The organism is Mycobacterium sp. 1165178.9 (assembly GCF_001673555.1).
Taxonomy (GTDB): domain Bacteria; phylum Actinomycetota; class Actinomycetes; order Mycobacteriales; family Mycobacteriaceae; genus Mycobacterium.
Map to the genome: position 1 here is coordinate 15,515 of NZ_LZMB01000295.1, position 16,504 is coordinate 32,018.

Sequence of the window (16,504 nt, forward strand, 5' to 3'; positions counted from 1 at the left end):
GAGGCGGCCGGCGGCACATGCGGTGCCGCGCCGAGACTAAGGCGGTAGTTCAGTGGATGGCACGATGCAGGACTTTCCGTTGACCATCACCTCGATCATGCGTCACGGCTGCACGGTGCACGGGGAGCGGACCGTTACGACCGCCACCGGGGATGGCTACCGGAGCACGACCTACCGCGAGCTGGGACAACAGGCCGCGCAACTGGCGAATGGCCTGCGCCGGCTCGGCATCATGGGCGATCAGCGGGTGGGCACGTTCATGTGGAACAACGTCGAGCACCTCACCGCATACCTGACATTGCCGTCGATGGGTGCGGTCCTGCATACGCTCAACATCCGGCTGTTCCCCGAACAGATCGCCTTCGTCGCCAATGAAGCCGAAGACCAGGTGGTGCTGGTCGACGCCTCACTGGTCAAAGTGCTCGCACCCGTGCTGGCCGAGATGAAGACCGTGCACACCGTGATCGTGGTCGGCGACGATACCGAGGCCTTGCAGGGGTCGGGCAAGACGGTGCTGCGCTACGCCGACGTCCTCGACGGCGAGTCGACCGAGTTCGACTGGCCGCACATCGACGAGAACTCCGCTGCCGCAATGTGCTACACCAGCGGCACCACCGGCAACCCGAAAGGCGTTGTCTACAGCCACCGTTCGAGCTATCTCCACACGATGGGCGCGTGTACCACCAACGGTATCGGCGTCGGGTCCACCGACAGCGTGCTGCCGGTCGTGCCGATGTTCCACGCCAACGCGTGGGGGCTGCCGTACGCGGCGCTGATGGCCGGCGCCGACTTGGTGTTGCCGGACTGCCACCTCGATCCTGCATCGCTGGTCCGGATGGTCGAGGACTTGAAGCCCACCGTGACCGGCGCGGTGCCGACCATCTGGAACGGCGTCCTGCACCACCTTGAGGACGACCCCGACCACGACATGTCCTCGCTGCGGTTGGTCGTCTGCGGCGGCTCGGCCGTCCCGATATCGCTGATGCGCACCTTCGAGGAAAAACACAACGTACAGATCCGTCAGCTGTGGGGCATGACGGAGACGTCGCCGCTGGCCACCATGGCGTGGCCCCCACCGGGTACCAGTGAGGACCAGCACTGGTCCTACCGCGGGACGCAGGGCCAGCCGGTTTGCGGTGTGGAGATGCGCATCGTCAACGACGACGGACAGGTGCTGCCCAACGACGGCAACGCCGTCGGTGAGGTAGAGGTCCGCGGACCGTGGATCGCCGGCTCGTACTACCTCGGCCGCGACGAGTCGAAGTTCGACTCCGGCTGGCTGCGCACCGGCGACGTGGGCCGCATCGACGAGCGAGGATTCGTCACCCTGACCGACCGCGCCAAGGACGTCATCAAATCCGGTGGGGAATGGATCTCCTCGGTCGAACTGGAGAACCTCTTGATCGGCCACCCGGACGTGATCGAGGCCGCCGTCGTCGGTGTTCCCGACGAGCGCTGGGAGGAACGCCCGCTCGCGGTGATCGTGGCCAAAGACGGCGCGTCGGTCACCGCCGATGATCTGCGAACCTTCCTGGCCGACAAGGTTGTTCGCTGGTGGCTGCCCGAACGGTGGACCTTCATCGACGAGATTCCGCGCACCAGTGTCGGCAAGTTCGACAAGAAAACCATTCGGTCGCGGTACGCCGAAGACGAATACCAGGTGGTCGAGGCGCGCTGAGCTGAAAGGCTTTACACCAGTGGCACATTCGCTCGTCGTCGATCAATCTCTGGTGGCCCCGGTCGCGGTGCAGGACGCTTTTGCCGGGACGCTGCCGATCCCGCTCCCGACGCTCTTTCACCGCTGGTACGGGCCGTTCCCGCCGATCAGTGAAGTGCGCGAGCAGACCGGCGCCTGGGACGCGGCGGGCCAAACCCGCATCGTGCACCTTGCCGGCGGTGCCAGCATGCGCGAGGAACTGACCAGCGTCGACCCGCCGCGGTCGTTCGGCTACCGGCTCTCCGAGATCAGCGGGCCGATGGCGCTGCTGGTCGACCACATCATCGGCGAATGGATGTTCGCCCCGGCCGCGGGCGGCACCGAAATCACCTGGCGCTGGGACATCCGCCCACGCTCGGCGCTCACGGCCCGGGCCCTGCCGGTGCTGGGCAGGATGTGGAAGGGTTACGCGCGCCGGGCGCTGCGCGACCTGTCGGCCTTGCTGACGGGCTGATCCTCGACCGCTAGCGTGGGACGCCATGTGTCGACTCTTTGGCCTACACGCCGGGACGCACGCGTGCACCGCGACGTTCTGGCTACTGGATGCGCCGGACAGCCTGGCCGAACAGAGTAGAAGAAACCCCGACGGCACCGGCCTGGGTGTCTTCGACGAGCACGGCCAACCGCACCTGTACAAGGAGCCGATAGCGGCCTGGCAGGACGCCAAATTCGCGACCGAAGCGCACCGGACGACCGGCACGACCGTCATCGCGCACGTCCGCTACGCGACCACCGGAGCGCTCGACATCCGCAACACCCACCCGTTCATGCAGGACGGGCGGATCTTCGCGCACAACGGCGTCCTCGAGGGATTGGACGTCATCGACGAGCGGCTGCGTGAGGTCGGCACCGACGATCTGGTGTTGGGCGACACCGACTCCGAGCGCGTCTTCGCGTTTATCACCGCCTCGATCCGGGCGCGCGACGGTGACGTCACGGCCGGCCTCGTCGACGCCATGCAATGGCTGGCCGAGCACGCTCCGATCTATGCGGTGAACGTGCTGCTGAGCACCGCCACCGACATGTGGGCGCTGCGATACCCGGAAACCCATCAGCTCTACATTTTGGATCGATCCGACGATGCGGCTTCGCACGATCCCGAATTCGACCTGTGCACCAAGCGGATTCACGCCCGATCGGAGCATCTGTGTGAGCGGCCGTCGGTGGTGTTCGCCACGGAGGTGATGGACGACGAGCCGCGTTGGCGGCTGCTGCCGGCGGGCGAGCTCTTCCATGTCGATGCAGGCCTGCAGATCCACCGCAGCATGATCCTGCCAGACCCGCCCAAGCACCTGCTGCGTCGCGAGGACCTGAGTTCACCGGTGGAGGAGTCCCAGCACGCCCTGCCGAACACCCGGCAGCTGGCCTGATCCGTGCTGGCAGGGTGAACGACGTGACAAGCAAACGCGCCTTGGTGCTGGCCGGTGGCGGGATAGCGGGAATCGCCTGGGAGACAGGTGTTCTGCGTGGCATCGCCGACGAGTCACCGACGGCGGCCCGGCTGTTGGCCGAGTCGGACGTGCTGGTCGGGACATCGGCGGGCTCGGCCGTCGTCGCGCAGTTGAGCAGCGGCCACACCCTGGACGAACTGTTCGACCGCCAAGTGGCCGAGTCCTCGGCCGAGATCGATTCCGGGGTGGATCTCGAGACCATCACCGAACTGTTCCTGACGGCACTGAGTGAGCCGTACGAGGAGACGCTGGACAGAACACGCCAACAGATGCAGCGCATCGGTGCCGTGGCGCTGGCGGCGAAAACCGTTGCCGCGCCGGTGCGCCGGGACGTGATCGCGCGGCGCCTGCCGTCGCACCACTGGCCGGAACGCGACTTGCGGCTCACCGCGATCGACATCGAAACCGGCGAGCTGACCGTGTTCGACCGCGACTGCGGGGTTGACCTGGTCGATGCGGTGGCGGCCAGCTGCGCTGTGCCCGGGGCCTGGCCGCCGGTGACGATCGCGGGCCGCCACTACATGGACGGCGGGATCGCCAGCTCGGTCAACCTCGCGGTGGCCGCCGACTGCGCGACCGCGGTGGTGTTGGTGCCCTCGGGTGTCGATGCTCCGTCGCCATTCAGTGCCGGGCCGGCCGCCGAGGTCTCCGCGTTTCCGGGCGCGGCATTGGCCGTCTTCGCCGACACCGAATCGCTTGCCGCCTTCGGGCCCAACCCGCTGGATCCCGGCTGTCGCATACCGTCCGCCCTGGCCGGACGCGAGCAAGGCCGGCGGGAAGCCGCGTCTATCGCACACTTCCTGGGGCTGTGACAGCGCTTGGCGCACAAACGGTTTGAAGGTGGCTCAGCGCTCGATCGCGGACGGATCATCCTGGTCGCCCTCGACCTCCAGGGCGTCCAGTGCCTCGTCCGCCAGCGCGCGGCCGACGGAAATCACCTCCACCGCCCGGTGGAATTCCAGGGCCCGGCAGGTCGACCGCGGCACCTCGATGTGCAGGTCGGGCGGGTAGACGGCCAGCGTGTGGCGCGCCAGCGCCGCCTGGGCGATGTCGATGGTCCGGTTCATCACTTCGAAGCTGCCCAGTTTCGGCACGTCGGCTCCCCCGACGGGTAGTTCGACGGCGTCATCACCGGCCTCGGGCTGCTCGTCGTCTGGGGTGTCCGACCAGCTGTCCGATTCGCCGGCCGGCCCGCCCAGTCTGCTGAGCACCGCCCGTGCGGTCGGCCGATCGAGCAGCGAGCGGGCGGCGGCAGTGTCAAGGAGCGCGGAGGTGCTGCGCATCATGCGGGTCAACCACTCGACGGTGGCCGCGGGCTCCCGTTGGCGGTTGGTGATCGCCTCGCTGCCGGACAGACTCACCGCGATGGTCAGGTCGGCGTTGACCGCTGCGAGCGGGGCCATCGGCAGCGGGTCCAGGATGCCCCCGTCGGCGAGTAGCCGCCCGTCGACCGCGTGCGGCGCGATCACGCCAGGGATCGCGATGGACGCCCGGATCGCCTCGTCGAGGGGGCCGCGCTGAAACCACACCGATTTGCCCGCCAGCAGGTCGGTCGCCACCGCGGTGTAGGGGATCGGCAGTTCTTCGATGGCGACCGGGCCCAGGATGTCGCGCACCGCGTCCAAAATCTTGCCCGCGCGCATCACACCGGCCGCGCTGATGGACGGGTCCAGCAGCCGCAGGATGGTGCGCTGAGTCAGCGACTTCGCCCAATCCGCGAACTCGTCGAGCCGCCCGGCCGCTTGCAGGCCGCCGACCAGCGCACCCATCGACGAGCCGGAGACGCCGACGATGTCGTAGCCGCGCGCCGTCAAGGCCTCGATCACCCCGATGTGGGCGTAGCCCCGGGCGCCGCCGCTGCCGAGCGCGAGTGCCACCCGGGTCGGTTCTGATCGACGCGGAATTTCGTCGGGCACGCCTCCATTTTGCGCGGAGCAGGCTCCTCGGCGGGCGGTGCGGGCACTTTTTTCAGCCGTGATCGCAATTACGCGGTGACGAAAAATCCCCGGGGCGCGGCGCTACCCGCATTCGTTGTCGGCGGCCGCGCGAGCGGCGACGATCACGGCTGCCTGCCGGGCCGGCGTCAACGTCGACCAGGGGGCGTTCCAGCTGCCCGCGGTGCCCGACGGGGACGCCTGGACCATCGACAGATACGGCTCGAACAGCGACGCGCCGGTCTTGGGCTGCGCGTCCATCCACTCGTGCGCGGCGTGACAGGCCTGGTAGTACTCCTCTTCGGTCGAGTCCGCGGGGACGTCGACCCTGGTCGTCACGCCGGCGGGGGACAACCCGACGGAGCCCGGTGGCGCCGAATTCGGGCCGTGGGGAATGCCGGATTGCCGAGCCGACGGGCCCGAGGGGGCGCCGCTGTGGGCACCGTGCGAGCACGCGGTGACCGTCAGCACCGCGGCCGCGGCGACAGCCGCGGACCATCGCCGGGACCGATCACTGCTGAGGCGCACGGTCTCAATCTATGCAACACTGGCGGCCGTGATGGAGCGCTTCGGATTTTGCGAGTGTTGTCGGCCGTAACACGCCGCCGCTTGTCCCATCCGTTTTTCGCGTGAAAGTTTCCCACCGTGACCTTGCCCCTTGCCGGGCCTGCGCCCGTCGTCACCGCGGCAGCCCCGCGCCCGCGAACCCTCTGCGCCCCGTCCTCAGGTCCGACCCGGCTGCGAGTGCCCGATCTGCTCTACGCCACCGACCAGGCCGCCGACGACGTGCTCAGTGGGCGCTGCGATCACCTGCTACCCGAGGGCGGCATACCCGCGTCGCGGCGCTGGTTCACCCGCATCCACGGTGACGAGGAACTCGACGTCTGGCTGATCAGCTGGGTGCCGGGTCAGCCCACCGAGCTGCACGACCACGGTGGTTCGCTGGGCGCGTTGACCGTCATTTCCGGCTCGCTAAATGAATACCGTTGGGACGGTAGAGCTTTGCGACGCCGGTGGCTCGACGCAGGCGATCAGGCCGGATTTCCGTTGGGCTGGGTGCACGACGTGGTCTGGGCGCCGCGGCCGGTCACGACGCCCGTTTCCCTGCCCGTCGCCGGGGTGGCCAGCGTCGGCGTCGCGCCGGTGCAGCCGACCCTGAGCGTGCATGCCTACTCGCCGCCACTGACCGCCATGTCGTACTACGAGGTCACCGATCGCAAGACGTTGCGGCGCGAACGCACCGAATTGACCGACCAGCCGGAAGGATCGCTATGAGCCGCGTCGACGTCGTCTTGAGATCTGCCCGGCGCCGGTTTCGCCGCCTGCCCGCCGTCGAGGTGCCCGACGCGCTGCGGCGCGGCGCGGTGCTGGTCGACATCCGGCCGCAGGCCCAGCGCTTTCGCGAGGGCGAGGTGCCCGGGGCGCTGGTGATCGAACGCAACGTGCTGGAGTGGCGCTGCGATCCCACGAGCGAGGCCAAGCTGCCCCAGGCCGTGGGCGACGACGTCGAATGGGTGATCCTGTGTTCGGAGGGCTACACGTCCAGCCTCGCGGCGGCCGCGTTGCTGGACATAGGCCTGCACCGCGCCACCGACGTCATCGGCGGTTATCACGCGCTGGCCGGCGCCGGCGTGCTGAGCGAGCTGGCCGGGGGCGCGGTCGATCCGGTGTTCGCGGACACCGGCGGCGCCGCCCGCCGCTGGCTTTAACTCGTGTCGCCGGAGTGCAGTAGCGGACGCAGTTTCGCCGTCTTGTCCGGCGTCCAGCCGGGCGGCGGCAGCACCGCCGCCCATCCGTCGGCGACGTCGGCGACGTAGCGGTGGCCATGCCCGTCGGGTACGTCCACCGCGACGGCCATGTCGGCCGAAACCTGGAGGAAGGTCACGACCGGGATCCAGCGCGTCTGGGGTAGCACGTCGTAGCCGCGCGGTTCGCTCAGCCAGTCGGGCTTGCTGAACAACAGGTCCGGCGTCCACCAGGCGATCGGATCCGAGGCGTGTTGCAGATACACCACCCGCGGGTGCTCCCACGGCGCGTTGGGACGCGTCAAATCCTTTGCGCGAGCGACGAATCGGACAAACCGACCGTCCTGGTAGATCGGTAACCACTCGGGCGATCCGCTGTCGCGCGTCGACGTCAGATCGGTCCAGATGGTGTTTTTGAAGGTCGGTCCGCTGAACAACGCCCCGTCGGTGCGCGCCAGCACGTTGTTCAGGCTCAAAAACGGCGCTTCGCCCCCGAACGACCCCAGGCTCTCGCCGAACACGACGAGTTTGGGCCGCTGGGCCTCGGGCATCTGGCGGATCAGCTTGTCGACGGCCTCGAAAAGCGCCTGACCGGCGTGCCGGGCGTTCTCCTTGTCCACCAGGAACGACAGCCAGCTCGGCAGGAACGAATACTGCATGCTCACGATCGCCGTGTTGCCGTTGTACATGTACTCCAGCGCCGAGGCTTCCGCCTCGTTGATCCAGCCGGTGCCGGTGGTGGTGCCCACCGCGACGACGGCGCGCTGCAGGCCGCCTTCGCGCTGCAGTTCCCGGGCAGCCAGCTCCGCGGCCGCCGTGATGCCCTTTGACGAGTCCAATCCGGCGTAGGCGCGGATCGGCTCGACGGCCGGGGACCCGTTGAACGCGGTCAGATCGGCGACCTTTGGACCACCCTCGATGAAGATGCGCCCTTGGTGGCCAAGGGATTCCCACGACACCAGCGACTGGGGGCCACCGGAGCGCAGCGGGGTCTTCGGCGCAGCGCTATCGGGGCTCATCTCGTCGTTGGCCGAGGCGAAGGTGTCGTTCATGGTGCGCATGGCGAACTTGAGCACGACACCGTTGAGCACGGCGACGGTCATGACCACGAGCGTGACGACCACGATGGTCGCCGAAAGCCGGAACGGAACGAACCGGTCCACCTGACCGACCAGAAAGCGGACCAGCCAGCGGATGAACTGGCCCAGTTCGACCACGGTGAACAGCACCACCAGCGATAAGACTCCCGCCAGCGGGTAGTCATACCACTCCAGATGCGGCACGCCCATCAGGTCGCGCACGTCGTCCTGCCAGACGTGAAACCAGATCGCCATGAGCACCTGGCCCACCACGCCAATCGGGATCAACACCTTCCATGCCCAGGATGGCGGCGGTGGACTGTGATCCTTTTCGCGCATGAAGCGCACCAGCCAGACCGAAAAGACCCCCAGCCCGTAGCCGATGGCGCCGGAGAGCCCGCTGACCAGCCCCTGGAACAGCGGGCCGCGCGGTAGCAGCGATGGTGTCAGCGAGAGCCAGATGAAGATCAGGCCGACCGCGGTGCCGGTGAACGTGTAATGCCGTACCCACCAAGGCCTTTCAGTCCAGGGCAGGGTGGGCGCCGCACGCCCGGCTCGCGGTGCGGGCGCGGGGTGCCGTGCGACGCCCGGCTCTTCCTCCTGGACGCCGGGCGTCGGGGGTTGATCTGCCTCGGTGGGTGTCGCGGAAATCGGCTCGCTCATCCAAGCGTCCTAGCGGTGGGTGAAGTTCGGCGGCCGCTTCTCGACGAAGGCCGCCATCCCTTCGGACTGATCCTCGGTTGCGAAAGTCGAGTGAAACAGCCTGCGCTCGTACAGAAGTCCCTCGGCCAGGGTGGACTCGAACGCGCGGTTGACGGCCTCTTTGGCCATCCTGGACGCCGAGCGCGACATCTGCGAAATGGTGGCCGCGACGGCCTTGGCCTCGGTCAGCAGGTCGTCGGCCGGCACCACTCGCGAGACCAGACCGCTTCGTTCGGCTTCCTCGGCGCCGATGGTCCGGCCGGTCAGGATGAGGTCCATGGCCTTGGCCTTGCCGATGGCGCGGGTCAGCCGCTGTGAGCCGCCCATGCCGGGCAGCACGCCGAGCTTGATCTCGGGCTGCCCGAATTTCGCGGTGTCGGCGGCGATCAGCACGTCGCACATCATGGCGAGCTCGCAGCCGCCGCCCAGCGCGTGCCCGGCCACCGCGGCGATCGTCGGGGTGCGGATTGCGGCGAGCTTGCCCCACGGGGCGAAGAAGTCGGCGCCGAAGGCGTCGGCGAACGTCAGCTCCGCCATCTCCTTGATGTCCGCGCCGGCGGCGAACGCCTTAGCCGAGCCGGTGATGATGATAGCCCCGATGCCGGGGTTGTCATCGAAATCCGCTGCCGCGCGGGTGACTTCGTTCATCACCTGGGTGTTGAGCGCGTTGAGGGCCTTCGGCCGGTTCAGGGTGATGATGCCGACACGTTCTTCGCGCTCGACGAGGATGGTCTCGTAATCTGCGCCTGTCATCTACAACCGCCTCTCTAGAAACTCAAGTCGTCGTCGACCGGGGTGAAATACGCCTCGACGTCGGCCGCGGTGACCGCGGGCAGCTGCGCCGGTGACCACTTCGGACTGCGATCTTTGTCGATCAGCTGGGCGCGGATGCCCTCCACCAGATCGTGCGAGCGCAGCGATGCCGAGGACACCCGGTAGTCCTGCGTCAGAACGTCTTTCAGTGTTTCGAGGTTGGCGGCACGGCGCACCGCCTCCAGGGTCACCGATAGCGCGATCGGGGAGCGGGTGGCGATCAGATCGGCGGCGTCGTTGGCCGGCCCGGCCCCTTCTTTTTGGTGGCCCCGCAGACTGGCGACGATGTCTTCGACGGTGTCGCCGGCAAAGCATTCGTCTATCCACTCGCGTTGCGCGGCAAGCTCACTGGACGGCGGTTCGACGGAGTACTTCTCGAGCGCCTTGTCGACGCCGTCGGTGACCACCGCGCGGCGGAACGACTCGACCTCGCCGTGCGGTACGTAGTGGTCGGCAAAACCCATGGCGATGGCGTCGGCTCCGGAGAACGGCGCCCCGGTCAGCGCGGCGTGCAGGCCCAGCCCGCCGGGGGCCCGGGACAGCAGATAGACGCCGCCGACGTCGGGGATGAAGCCGATGCCGACCTCGGGCATGGCGATCTTCGACGTATCGGTGACCACCCGGGTGTTCGCGTGCGCGCTGACGCCGACCCCGCCGCCCATCACGATGCCGTCCATCAGCGCCACGTACGGCTTGGGGAACTCGGCGATCTGCGCGTTCAGCAGATATTCGTCGCGCCAGAAGCGTCGCGCCTCGACCCCGTCCTTGCGTGCGCTGTGGTAGATCGAGACCACGTCGCCGCCGGCGCACAGTCCGCGTTCCCCGGCGCCGGAGAGCACGACCGCGCGCACCGCGTCGTCGTCTGCCCAGTTGGTGAGGATGGCGGCCAGCGCGTCAACCATCTGCTGATTCAGCGAATTGATGGCCTTGGGCCGGTTGAGCGTGATCAAGCCGACGGTTCCCTCGACTTCGGTCAGAACCTGATCGGATTCGTCGGTCACGTCCTCGCCTCCCATTGCCGGTCCAGCCCCGAGGAAGAAATCTAGATCGTCACGACCGGCGCGGTACCCGCGGGTAAGGGTTATCTTTAACGCGACGACAACGGCGGAGGCTCTATACATCCCTAAAACGCCCAGGTCCGCTGGGAACCAGGGTGCAACGCCGATCGTTGAGATTGTGTTCGCACAGCTCGAAGCCAATTAGAGAGGATCCGACGGTGCGGGAGACAAGCAACCCGGTATTTCGTTCGCTGCCTAAGCAGAGGGGCGGATACGCGCAATTCGGCACTGGCGCGCCCCCGATGCAGGGCTACGGCTATGGGGCCGACCCCTACGCGGCTCCGTATGCGGCTCCGTATCAGGAGGCCAAAGCTTCGCGGCCGCTGACCATCGACGACGTCGTCACCAAGACCGGCATCACGCTGGCCGTGCTGGCGATCTCCGCCGTGGTCTCTTACTTCATCGTCGCCCGCGACGTGGCGCTGGCCATGCCGCTGGCCCTGGTTGGCGGACTGGGCGGCCTGGTCCTGGTGCTGGTGGCCACCTTCGGTCGCAAGCAGGACAACCCGGGTATCGTGCTGAGCTACGCGGTGCTCGAGGGCCTGGTCCTAGGCGCCATCTCGTTCGTCTTCGCGCACTTCTCGGTGTCGAACGCCAACGCCGGGGCGCTGATCGGTGAGGCGGTGCTGGGCACCTTCGGGGTGTTCTTCGGCATGCTCGTCGTCTACAAGACCGGGGCCATCCGCGTGACGCCCAAGTTCACCCGCATGCTGGTCGCCGCGATGTTCGGCGTGCTGGCCCTGATGCTGGGCAACTTCGTGCTGGCAATGTTCCACGTCAACGGTGGCGCCGGCCTGGGGCTGCGCAGCGGCGGTCCGATCGCCATCATCTTCTCGCTGGTGTGCATCGGTATCGCGGCCTTCAGCTTCCTGATCGACTTCGATGCGGCCGACCAGATGGTCCGCGCCGGCGCGCCGGAGAAGGCGGCCTGGGGCATCGCACTGGGCCTGACCGTGACGCTGGTCTGGCTGTACATCGAGATCCTGCGTCTGTTGAGTTATCTGCAGAACGACTAGCTCTGCCACAGAGAAAACCGGCACGCCCGTTGGCGTGCCGGTTTTTTCGTGTCGCGCGTGCGCCTGCGTCGAGTGTGAAGCTATGGCGGGCACACGCGGCGTGTAGCCGCCATAGCTTCACACTCGAGGCAACAAAACGTCAGCTCAGCCGCTCGATCACCATCGCCATGCCCTGGCCGCCGCCGACACACATGGTCTCCAGACCGAACGTCTTGTCGTGGGTCTGCAGGTTGTTGAGCAGCGTGGTGGCGATGCGCGCACCGGTCATGCCGAACGGGTGGCCCAGCGCGATCGCTCCACCGGAGACGTTCAGCTTCTCCTCGTCGATCCCCAGTTCGCGCGCCGAACCCAGCACCTGGACGGCGAACGCCTCGTTGATCTCGAACAGGTCGATATCGCCGACCGACAGCTTGGCGCGCGCCAGCGCCTTCTTGGTCGCCTCGATCGGGCCGAGCCCCATGATCTCCGGGGATAGGCCGCTGACCCCGGTGGACACGATGCGCGCCAGGGGAGTCAAGCCCAGTTCCTTGGCCTTCGTGTCGCTGGTGATCACCACCGCGGCGGCGCCGTCGTTGAGCGGGCACGCGTTGCCCGCGGTCACCGTGCCGTTGGGACGGAACACCGGCTTGAGCTGGCTGATCTTCTCGTACGTGGTGCCGGGACGCGGACCGTCGTCGGTGCTCACCGTGGTGCCGTCGGGCAGGGTCACCGGAGTGATCTCGCGCTCGAAGAACCCGCTCTTGATCGCTTCCTCGGCGCGGTTTTGGCTGCGCACTCCCCAGTGGTCCTGGTCTTCACGGCTGATGCCGGTCAACAACGCAACGTTTTCGGCCGTCTGCCCCATCGCGATGTAGACGTCGGGGATGTTGTCGTCGGCGCGGGGATCGTGCCACTCCTCGGCGCCTTGGGCCGCGGCGGCCGACCGCTCCTGGGCCTCATCGAACAGCGAGTTCTTGGTGTCCGGCCATGAGTCGGCGCTGCCCTTGGCGAAGCGGGACACGGTTTCGACGCCCGCGGAAATGAAGGCGTCGCCCTCACCGGCCTTGATCGCGTGGAAGGCCATCCGTGAGGTCTGCAGCGACGACGAGCAATACCGGTTGACGGTGGTGCCCGGCAGGAAGTCGAAGCCGAGCTCGACGGCGACGACGCGCGCCAGGTTGAAACCGGATTCCCCGCCGGGCTGTCCGCAGCCCAGGATCAGGTCGTCGATCTGGTGCGGGTTCAGCGCGGGCACCTTGTCGAGGGCGGCGCGCACAATCTGGACGGTCAGGTCGTCGGGGCGCATGTTGACCAGCGACCCCTTCATCGCGCGGCCGATCGGCGAGCGAGCAGTTGAGACGATGACGGCTTCAGGCATGGTGGTTCCCTTCAGATCCCTGCAGATCCCACAGATGGGGCTGGCTCGCTTCACCTTCGGGCGGTAGGTCCACCCCGACGGGCGAGAACAAATCTAGTCGCTGCCGACCTCGGGGCACGAGGACGGGGCAGGTCCGGGCGTCGGACGCCGCCACAGCTGCGACATCACGCTGGTGCGGGTGTGCCGCTGCCCGAGCACCGGTGTCGCCGCGGGCACCGCCGGACTCAGTGGCGGCCGCTGGACCTGCTCGCCCAGCGCATCGCAGAGGGCGAGCAGCAGAGCGTCGGCCGCGAGCGCGTAGGCGGGTGCCGAGGGGTGGAAGCCGTCAGCGGAGAACATGACGTCGGGGGTGGCGCGGAATTGCGGCGCCATCAGCTGCGCCAGCGGCACCGGCACACCGCCGGCCGACCGGACCGCCGCGGTCTGGGCACGGGCAAGCTGCAGGCAGCGCTCGTGCGCGATCGACCGCAGCGGCTGCGGGATGGCGCTGATGAATCCGAGGTCCGGGCAGGTGCCGACGATCACCAGGGCGCCGCGGGCGCGCAACTTACGGACGATCAACCCCAGTCGCTGCGCCGACTGGCTGATGCCGTTGAGGGCGGTCACGTCGTTGGCCCCGACCATGATCACCGCGACGTCCGGCGGCGGGCCGGCCACGAACATCGCGTCGACCTGACCGCACACGCCCTTGGAGGTGGCGCCCACGATCGCCTTGGTGCTCAACCGGATTCGCTTCCCGGTCTGCTCGGCCAAACCTCGGGCGATCCTCACCCCGGGCACTTCTTCGGCGCTCATGCACCCGTACCCGGAGGCCGTCGAGTCGCCGAAAATCATCAGGTGCTGGTCGACCGCCATGCCGCGGTGCCACCGTTCCACCGGGCCGCCGCCGCGCACGTACACGCCGTCGGCGCGGGGCGGGATGTCCCATGATTTCGGAATGATCGTGCGCGCGTGGGTGGCCTGGCCGACCAACAGACTCCGTGCCCCCAGGTAGGCGGTTCCTGTTGAGGCCAGCGCGCCTGCTGTGGCCAGAGCGATTGCCGAACGACGTGGCACACGCATGGTCACGCGAACAAGTTTAGTGCGACTTCGCAGTTTGCGCGGGCGGCTGGAATACGAACTGATCACGGTGCGAAGCAAAACTGGTATCAAATCAGCTATTTCATACGTTGTACTAATCATCGCCTGTCAAGCTGAAGACAAGGGGTTGGCTGAGCGCTCTGGCAAACGGCTGAACCAGACGCTTGGGCTCCTCGTCACATGCTGTACCGCACTACAACGGCGTAGGAAGTGTTGAGCATGACCGCACCTAGTAAGGAATCGGGGTTATCGGCAAATACCGTTCGGCCCCATGACGTCCTGCGAGCGCGTCGAGCCCACGCGCGCAAATTCGCGATCAGCGACGGCGCGCCCGTCGAGGTCCTGGAGTCGGGGCCCAGCGTCGCCGCGCGACTGGCGAACCTCACCTCGAAGCTGACGATCCGGCCGATTCTGTCCGTCGGCAGTCATGTCCCCAACCTGCCGTGGCCCTGGGGCCTCATCGATCTCACCGCCCGGGTGCTGATCCCGGCATCGGCCACCGTCCGCGAGACGGTGAAGCTGCCCCACGCGTCGGCACAGCTGGTGCGCGCCCCCGGGGTGCTGCCCGCCGACGGCAGCCGCCGCGTCATCGTCTACCTACACGGCGGTGCCTTCCTGACCTGTGGGGCGAACTCCCACGGCCGGCTCGTCGAAGCTCTCTCCAAGTTCGCCGACTCGCCCATCCTGGTGGTCAATTACCGTCTGCTGCCCAAGAATTCGGTCGGGATGGCCGTCGACGACTGCCATGACGCGTACCAATGGCTGCGGCGCCAGGGATACGAACCGGACCAGATCGTGCTGGCCGGCGACTCCGCGGGCGGCTACCTCGCGCTCACGCTGGCCCAACGCCTGCTGGAGGAGGGCGAGGATCCCGCGGCGCTGGTGGCGATCTCGCCGCTGCTGCAGCTGGCCAAGGAACCCAAGCAGGCCCACCCCAACATCGAGACGGATGCGATGTTCACGGCCGGGGCGTTCGACGCGCTCGCCGAGCTGGTGGCCCGCGCGGCCGAGAAGAACATCGTCAACGGCAAGCCCGAAGAGATCTACGAGCCGCTGGACCACATCAAACCGGGGTTGCCGCGCACGCTTATCCATGTGTCGGGCTCCGAAGTGTTGTTGCACGATGCGCGGCTGGCGGCGAGCAGACTGGCCGAGGTGGGCGTGCCGGCCGAGGTACGGGTATGGCCCGGACAGGTCCACGACTTCCAGCTGGCCGCGCCGATGGTGCCCGAGGCCATGCGCTCGCTGCGGCAGATCGGCGACTATATCCGCGAGGCAACCGAGTAGGCGGGCGCAAGACTCCGCGGAGAGTGGTTGTGCGCCGCGCGAAACCGCCTGAGACGATGAACGCATGCGTATCGCGCAGCACATCAGTGACCTCATCGGCGGCACGCCGCTGGTGCGTCTGAACTCCGTCGTCCCCGACGGCGCCGGCATCGTGGCGGCCAAGGTCGAATATCTCAATCCCGGTGGCAGCTCCAAGGACCGGATCGCGGTCAAGATGATCGACGCCGCCGAAGCCAGCGGGCAACTGCGGCCCGGCGGCACCATCGTCGAACCCACCTCGGGCAACACCGGCGTCGGGCTGGCCCTCGTCGCCCAGCACCGCGGCTACAAGTGCGTGTTCGTCTGCCCCGACAAGGTCAGCGAGGACAAGCGCAACGTGCTGATTGCCTACGGCGCCGAGGTCGTCGTCTGCCCGACCGCCGTGCCGCCCGAGCATCCGGACAGCTACTACAGCGTCTCCGATCGGCTCGTCACCGAGATCGACGGCGCGTGGAAGCCCGACCAGTACGCCAACCCGGAAGGCCCCGCCAGCCACTACGCCACCACCGGCCCGGAGATCTGGGCCGACACCGACGGCAAAGTCACCCACTTCGTCGCCGGCATCGGCACCGGAGGAACGATCACCGGCGCGGGCCGCTACCTCAAAGAGGTGTCCGGCGGCGCCGTGCGCATCATCGGCGCAGACCCCGAGGGCTCGGTGTATTCCGGCGGCACGGGCCGGCCCTACCTGGTGGAGGGCGTCGGCGAGGACTTCTGGCCGCAGGCATACGACGCAGGAGTGCCCGACGAGATCATCGCCGTTTCCGACTCCGACTCCTTCGACATGACCCGGCGGCTGGCCCGCGAGGAGGCGATGCTGGTCGGCGGGTCGTGCGGGATGGCGGTGGTCGCCGCGCTCAAGGTCGCCGAGCAGGCCGGGCCCGACTCGATCGTGGTGGTGTTGCTGCCCGACGGCGGGCGGGGCTACATGTCGAAGATCTTCAACGACGCCTGGATGTCGTCGTACGGGTTTTTGCGCAGCCGCCTCGACGGCTCGACCGACCAGTCCAGGGTCGGGGATGTGCTGCGCCGCAAGTCCGGTGAGCTGCCCGACCTGGTGCACACCCACCCGTCGGAGACGGTGCGCGACGCGATCGGCATCCTGCGCGAGTACGGCGTGTCCCAGATGCCGGTGGTCGGCGCCGAGCCCCCGGTGATGGCGGGGGAGGTGGCCGGCAGCGTCTCCGAACGCGAACTGCTGTCCGCCGTCTTCGAGGGCCGGGCGA

16 protein-coding genes are annotated in these 16,504 nt (G+C 67.8%); 9 read left to right on the plus strand and 7 right to left on the minus strand.

Annotated elements, in window-relative coordinates; genetic code table 11:
- Nucleotides 1–52: 52 nt before the first annotated feature.
- From A5652_RS12810 to A5652_RS12825, 4 genes are read left to right on the plus strand one after another with little or no spacing between them, the layout of a single operon-like run.
- Nucleotides 53–1,678, plus strand: coding sequence for a long-chain fatty acid--CoA ligase (locus tag A5652_RS12810; protein ID WP_067351417.1), 1,626 nt, complete (start codon nucleotides 53–55; stop codon nucleotides 1,676–1,678).
- A gap of 19 nt (nucleotides 1,679–1,697) precedes the next feature.
- Nucleotides 1,698–2,171: an SRPBCC family protein gene (locus tag A5652_RS12815; protein WP_067351420.1), complete on the plus strand. Its 474-nt coding sequence runs from the start codon at nucleotides 1,698–1,700 to the stop codon at nucleotides 2,169–2,171.
- Nucleotides 2,172–2,196: 25 nt separating this feature from the next.
- Entirely contained in the window at nucleotides 2,197–3,087 is an 891-nt protein-coding gene (locus A5652_RS12820) for a class II glutamine amidotransferase (protein WP_067351423.1), read from the plus strand.
- 23 nt (nucleotides 3,088–3,110) lie between these two features.
- Nucleotides 3,111–3,980 carry a patatin-like phospholipase family protein gene (locus tag A5652_RS12825; protein WP_067351456.1) on the plus strand — a complete coding sequence of 290 codons (870 nt, stop codon included), beginning with the start codon at nucleotides 3,111–3,113 and terminating at the stop codon, nucleotides 3,978–3,980.
- Between the two features lie 33 nt (nucleotides 3,981–4,013).
- Here the strand turns inward: A5652_RS12825 and A5652_RS12830 are convergent, their stop codons facing one another.
- Nucleotides 4,014–5,084, minus strand: a complete 1,071-nt coding sequence (locus tag A5652_RS12830; protein WP_197513943.1) for a patatin-like phospholipase family protein — start codon at nucleotides 5,082–5,084, stop codon at nucleotides 4,014–4,016.
- Nucleotides 5,085–5,186: 102 nt separating this feature from the next.
- A complete protein-coding gene (locus A5652_RS12835; protein WP_067351429.1) occupies nucleotides 5,187–5,630 on the minus strand; it encodes a lipoprotein LpqV in 444 nt (147 codons plus the stop codon).
- 123 nt (nucleotides 5,631–5,753) lie between these two features.
- Between A5652_RS12835 and A5652_RS12840 the strand changes: the two genes are divergently transcribed.
- Nucleotides 5,754–6,377 (plus strand): cysteine dioxygenase family protein, encoded by a 624-nt coding sequence (locus A5652_RS12840; protein WP_369805789.1) that lies wholly within the window; start codon nucleotides 5,754–5,756, stop codon nucleotides 6,375–6,377.
- Nucleotides 6,374–6,811, plus strand: a complete 438-nt coding sequence (locus tag A5652_RS12845) for a rhodanese-like domain-containing protein (RefSeq protein ID WP_067351435.1) — start codon at nucleotides 6,374–6,376, stop codon at nucleotides 6,809–6,811. The genes A5652_RS12840 and A5652_RS12845 overlap by 4 nt, the downstream gene beginning before the upstream one ends.
- Here A5652_RS12845 and A5652_RS12850 read toward each other — a convergent pair.
- The 3 genes from A5652_RS12850 to A5652_RS12860 are packed head-to-tail and all read right to left on the minus strand — an operon-like array spanning nucleotide 6,808 to nucleotide 10,442.
- A complete protein-coding gene (locus A5652_RS12850) occupies nucleotides 6,808–8,589 on the minus strand; it encodes an alpha/beta-hydrolase family protein (protein ID WP_067351438.1) in 1,782 nt (593 codons plus the stop codon). The genes A5652_RS12845 and A5652_RS12850 overlap by 4 nt on opposite strands.
- 9 nt (nucleotides 8,590–8,598) lie before the next feature.
- Nucleotides 8,599–9,381 carry an enoyl-CoA hydratase gene (locus A5652_RS12855; RefSeq protein WP_067351441.1) on the minus strand — a complete coding sequence of 261 codons (783 nt, stop codon included), beginning with the start codon at nucleotides 9,379–9,381 and terminating at the stop codon, nucleotides 8,599–8,601.
- A 14-nt stretch (nucleotides 9,382–9,395) separates the two neighbouring features.
- A complete protein-coding gene (locus A5652_RS12860; protein ID WP_067351458.1) occupies nucleotides 9,396–10,442 on the minus strand; it encodes an enoyl-CoA hydratase/isomerase family protein in 1,047 nt (348 codons plus the stop codon).
- Between the two features lie 215 nt (nucleotides 10,443–10,657).
- Here A5652_RS12860 and A5652_RS12865 point away from each other — a divergent pair, with 215 nt between their 5' ends.
- Nucleotides 10,658–11,515, plus strand: coding sequence for a Bax inhibitor-1/YccA family protein (locus A5652_RS12865; protein WP_067351444.1), 858 nt, complete (start codon nucleotides 10,658–10,660; stop codon nucleotides 11,513–11,515).
- Between the two features lie 139 nt (nucleotides 11,516–11,654).
- Here A5652_RS12865 and A5652_RS12870 read toward each other — a convergent pair whose 3' ends face one another.
- Complete coding sequence (locus A5652_RS12870; protein WP_067351448.1) at nucleotides 11,655–12,872, minus strand: acetyl-CoA C-acetyltransferase; 1,218 nt, start codon at nucleotides 12,870–12,872, stop codon at nucleotides 11,655–11,657.
- 93 nt (nucleotides 12,873–12,965) lie between these two features.
- Complete coding sequence (locus A5652_RS12875) at nucleotides 12,966–13,928, minus strand: SGNH/GDSL hydrolase family protein (protein ID WP_156745307.1); 963 nt, start codon at nucleotides 13,926–13,928, stop codon at nucleotides 12,966–12,968.
- 243 nt (nucleotides 13,929–14,171) lie between these two features.
- On the opposite strand from A5652_RS12875, the gene A5652_RS12880 reads away from it, so the two are divergent.
- Together A5652_RS12880 and A5652_RS12885 are read left to right on the plus strand one after the other, a co-directional pair.
- Nucleotides 14,172–15,239: an alpha/beta hydrolase gene (locus tag A5652_RS12880; RefSeq protein ID WP_067351451.1), complete on the plus strand. Its 1,068-nt coding sequence runs from the start codon at nucleotides 14,172–14,174 to the stop codon at nucleotides 15,237–15,239.
- 64 nt (nucleotides 15,240–15,303) lie between these two features.
- Nucleotides 15,304–16,504, plus strand: a 1,201-nt coding sequence (locus tag A5652_RS12885; RefSeq protein WP_067351453.1) for a cystathionine beta-synthase, incomplete at its 3' end; no start/stop codon positions are given.

What these genes read in the sequence shown, in the direction of transcription:
- A5652_RS12820 (WP_067351423.1), top strand. Translation starts at nt 2,197, where the DNA reads ATGTGTCGACTCTTTGGCCTACACGCCGGGACGCACGCGTGCACCGCG.
- A5652_RS12855 (WP_067351441.1), bottom strand. Translation starts at nt 9,381, where the DNA reads ATGACAGGCGCAGATTACGAGACCATCCTCGTCGAGCGCGAAGAACGT.
- A5652_RS12850 (WP_067351438.1), bottom strand. Translation starts at nt 8,589, where the DNA reads ATGAGCGAGCCGATTTCCGCGACACCCACCGAGGCAGATCAACCCCCG.
- A5652_RS12845 (WP_067351435.1), top strand. Translation starts at nt 6,374, where the DNA reads ATGAGCCGCGTCGACGTCGTCTTGAGATCTGCCCGGCGCCGGTTTCGC.
- A5652_RS12870 (WP_067351448.1), bottom strand. Translation starts at nt 12,872, where the DNA reads ATGCCTGAAGCCGTCATCGTCTCAACTGCTCGCTCGCCGATCGGCCGC.
- A5652_RS12880 (WP_067351451.1), top strand. Translation starts at nt 14,172, where the DNA reads ATGACCGCACCTAGTAAGGAATCGGGGTTATCGGCAAATACCGTTCGG.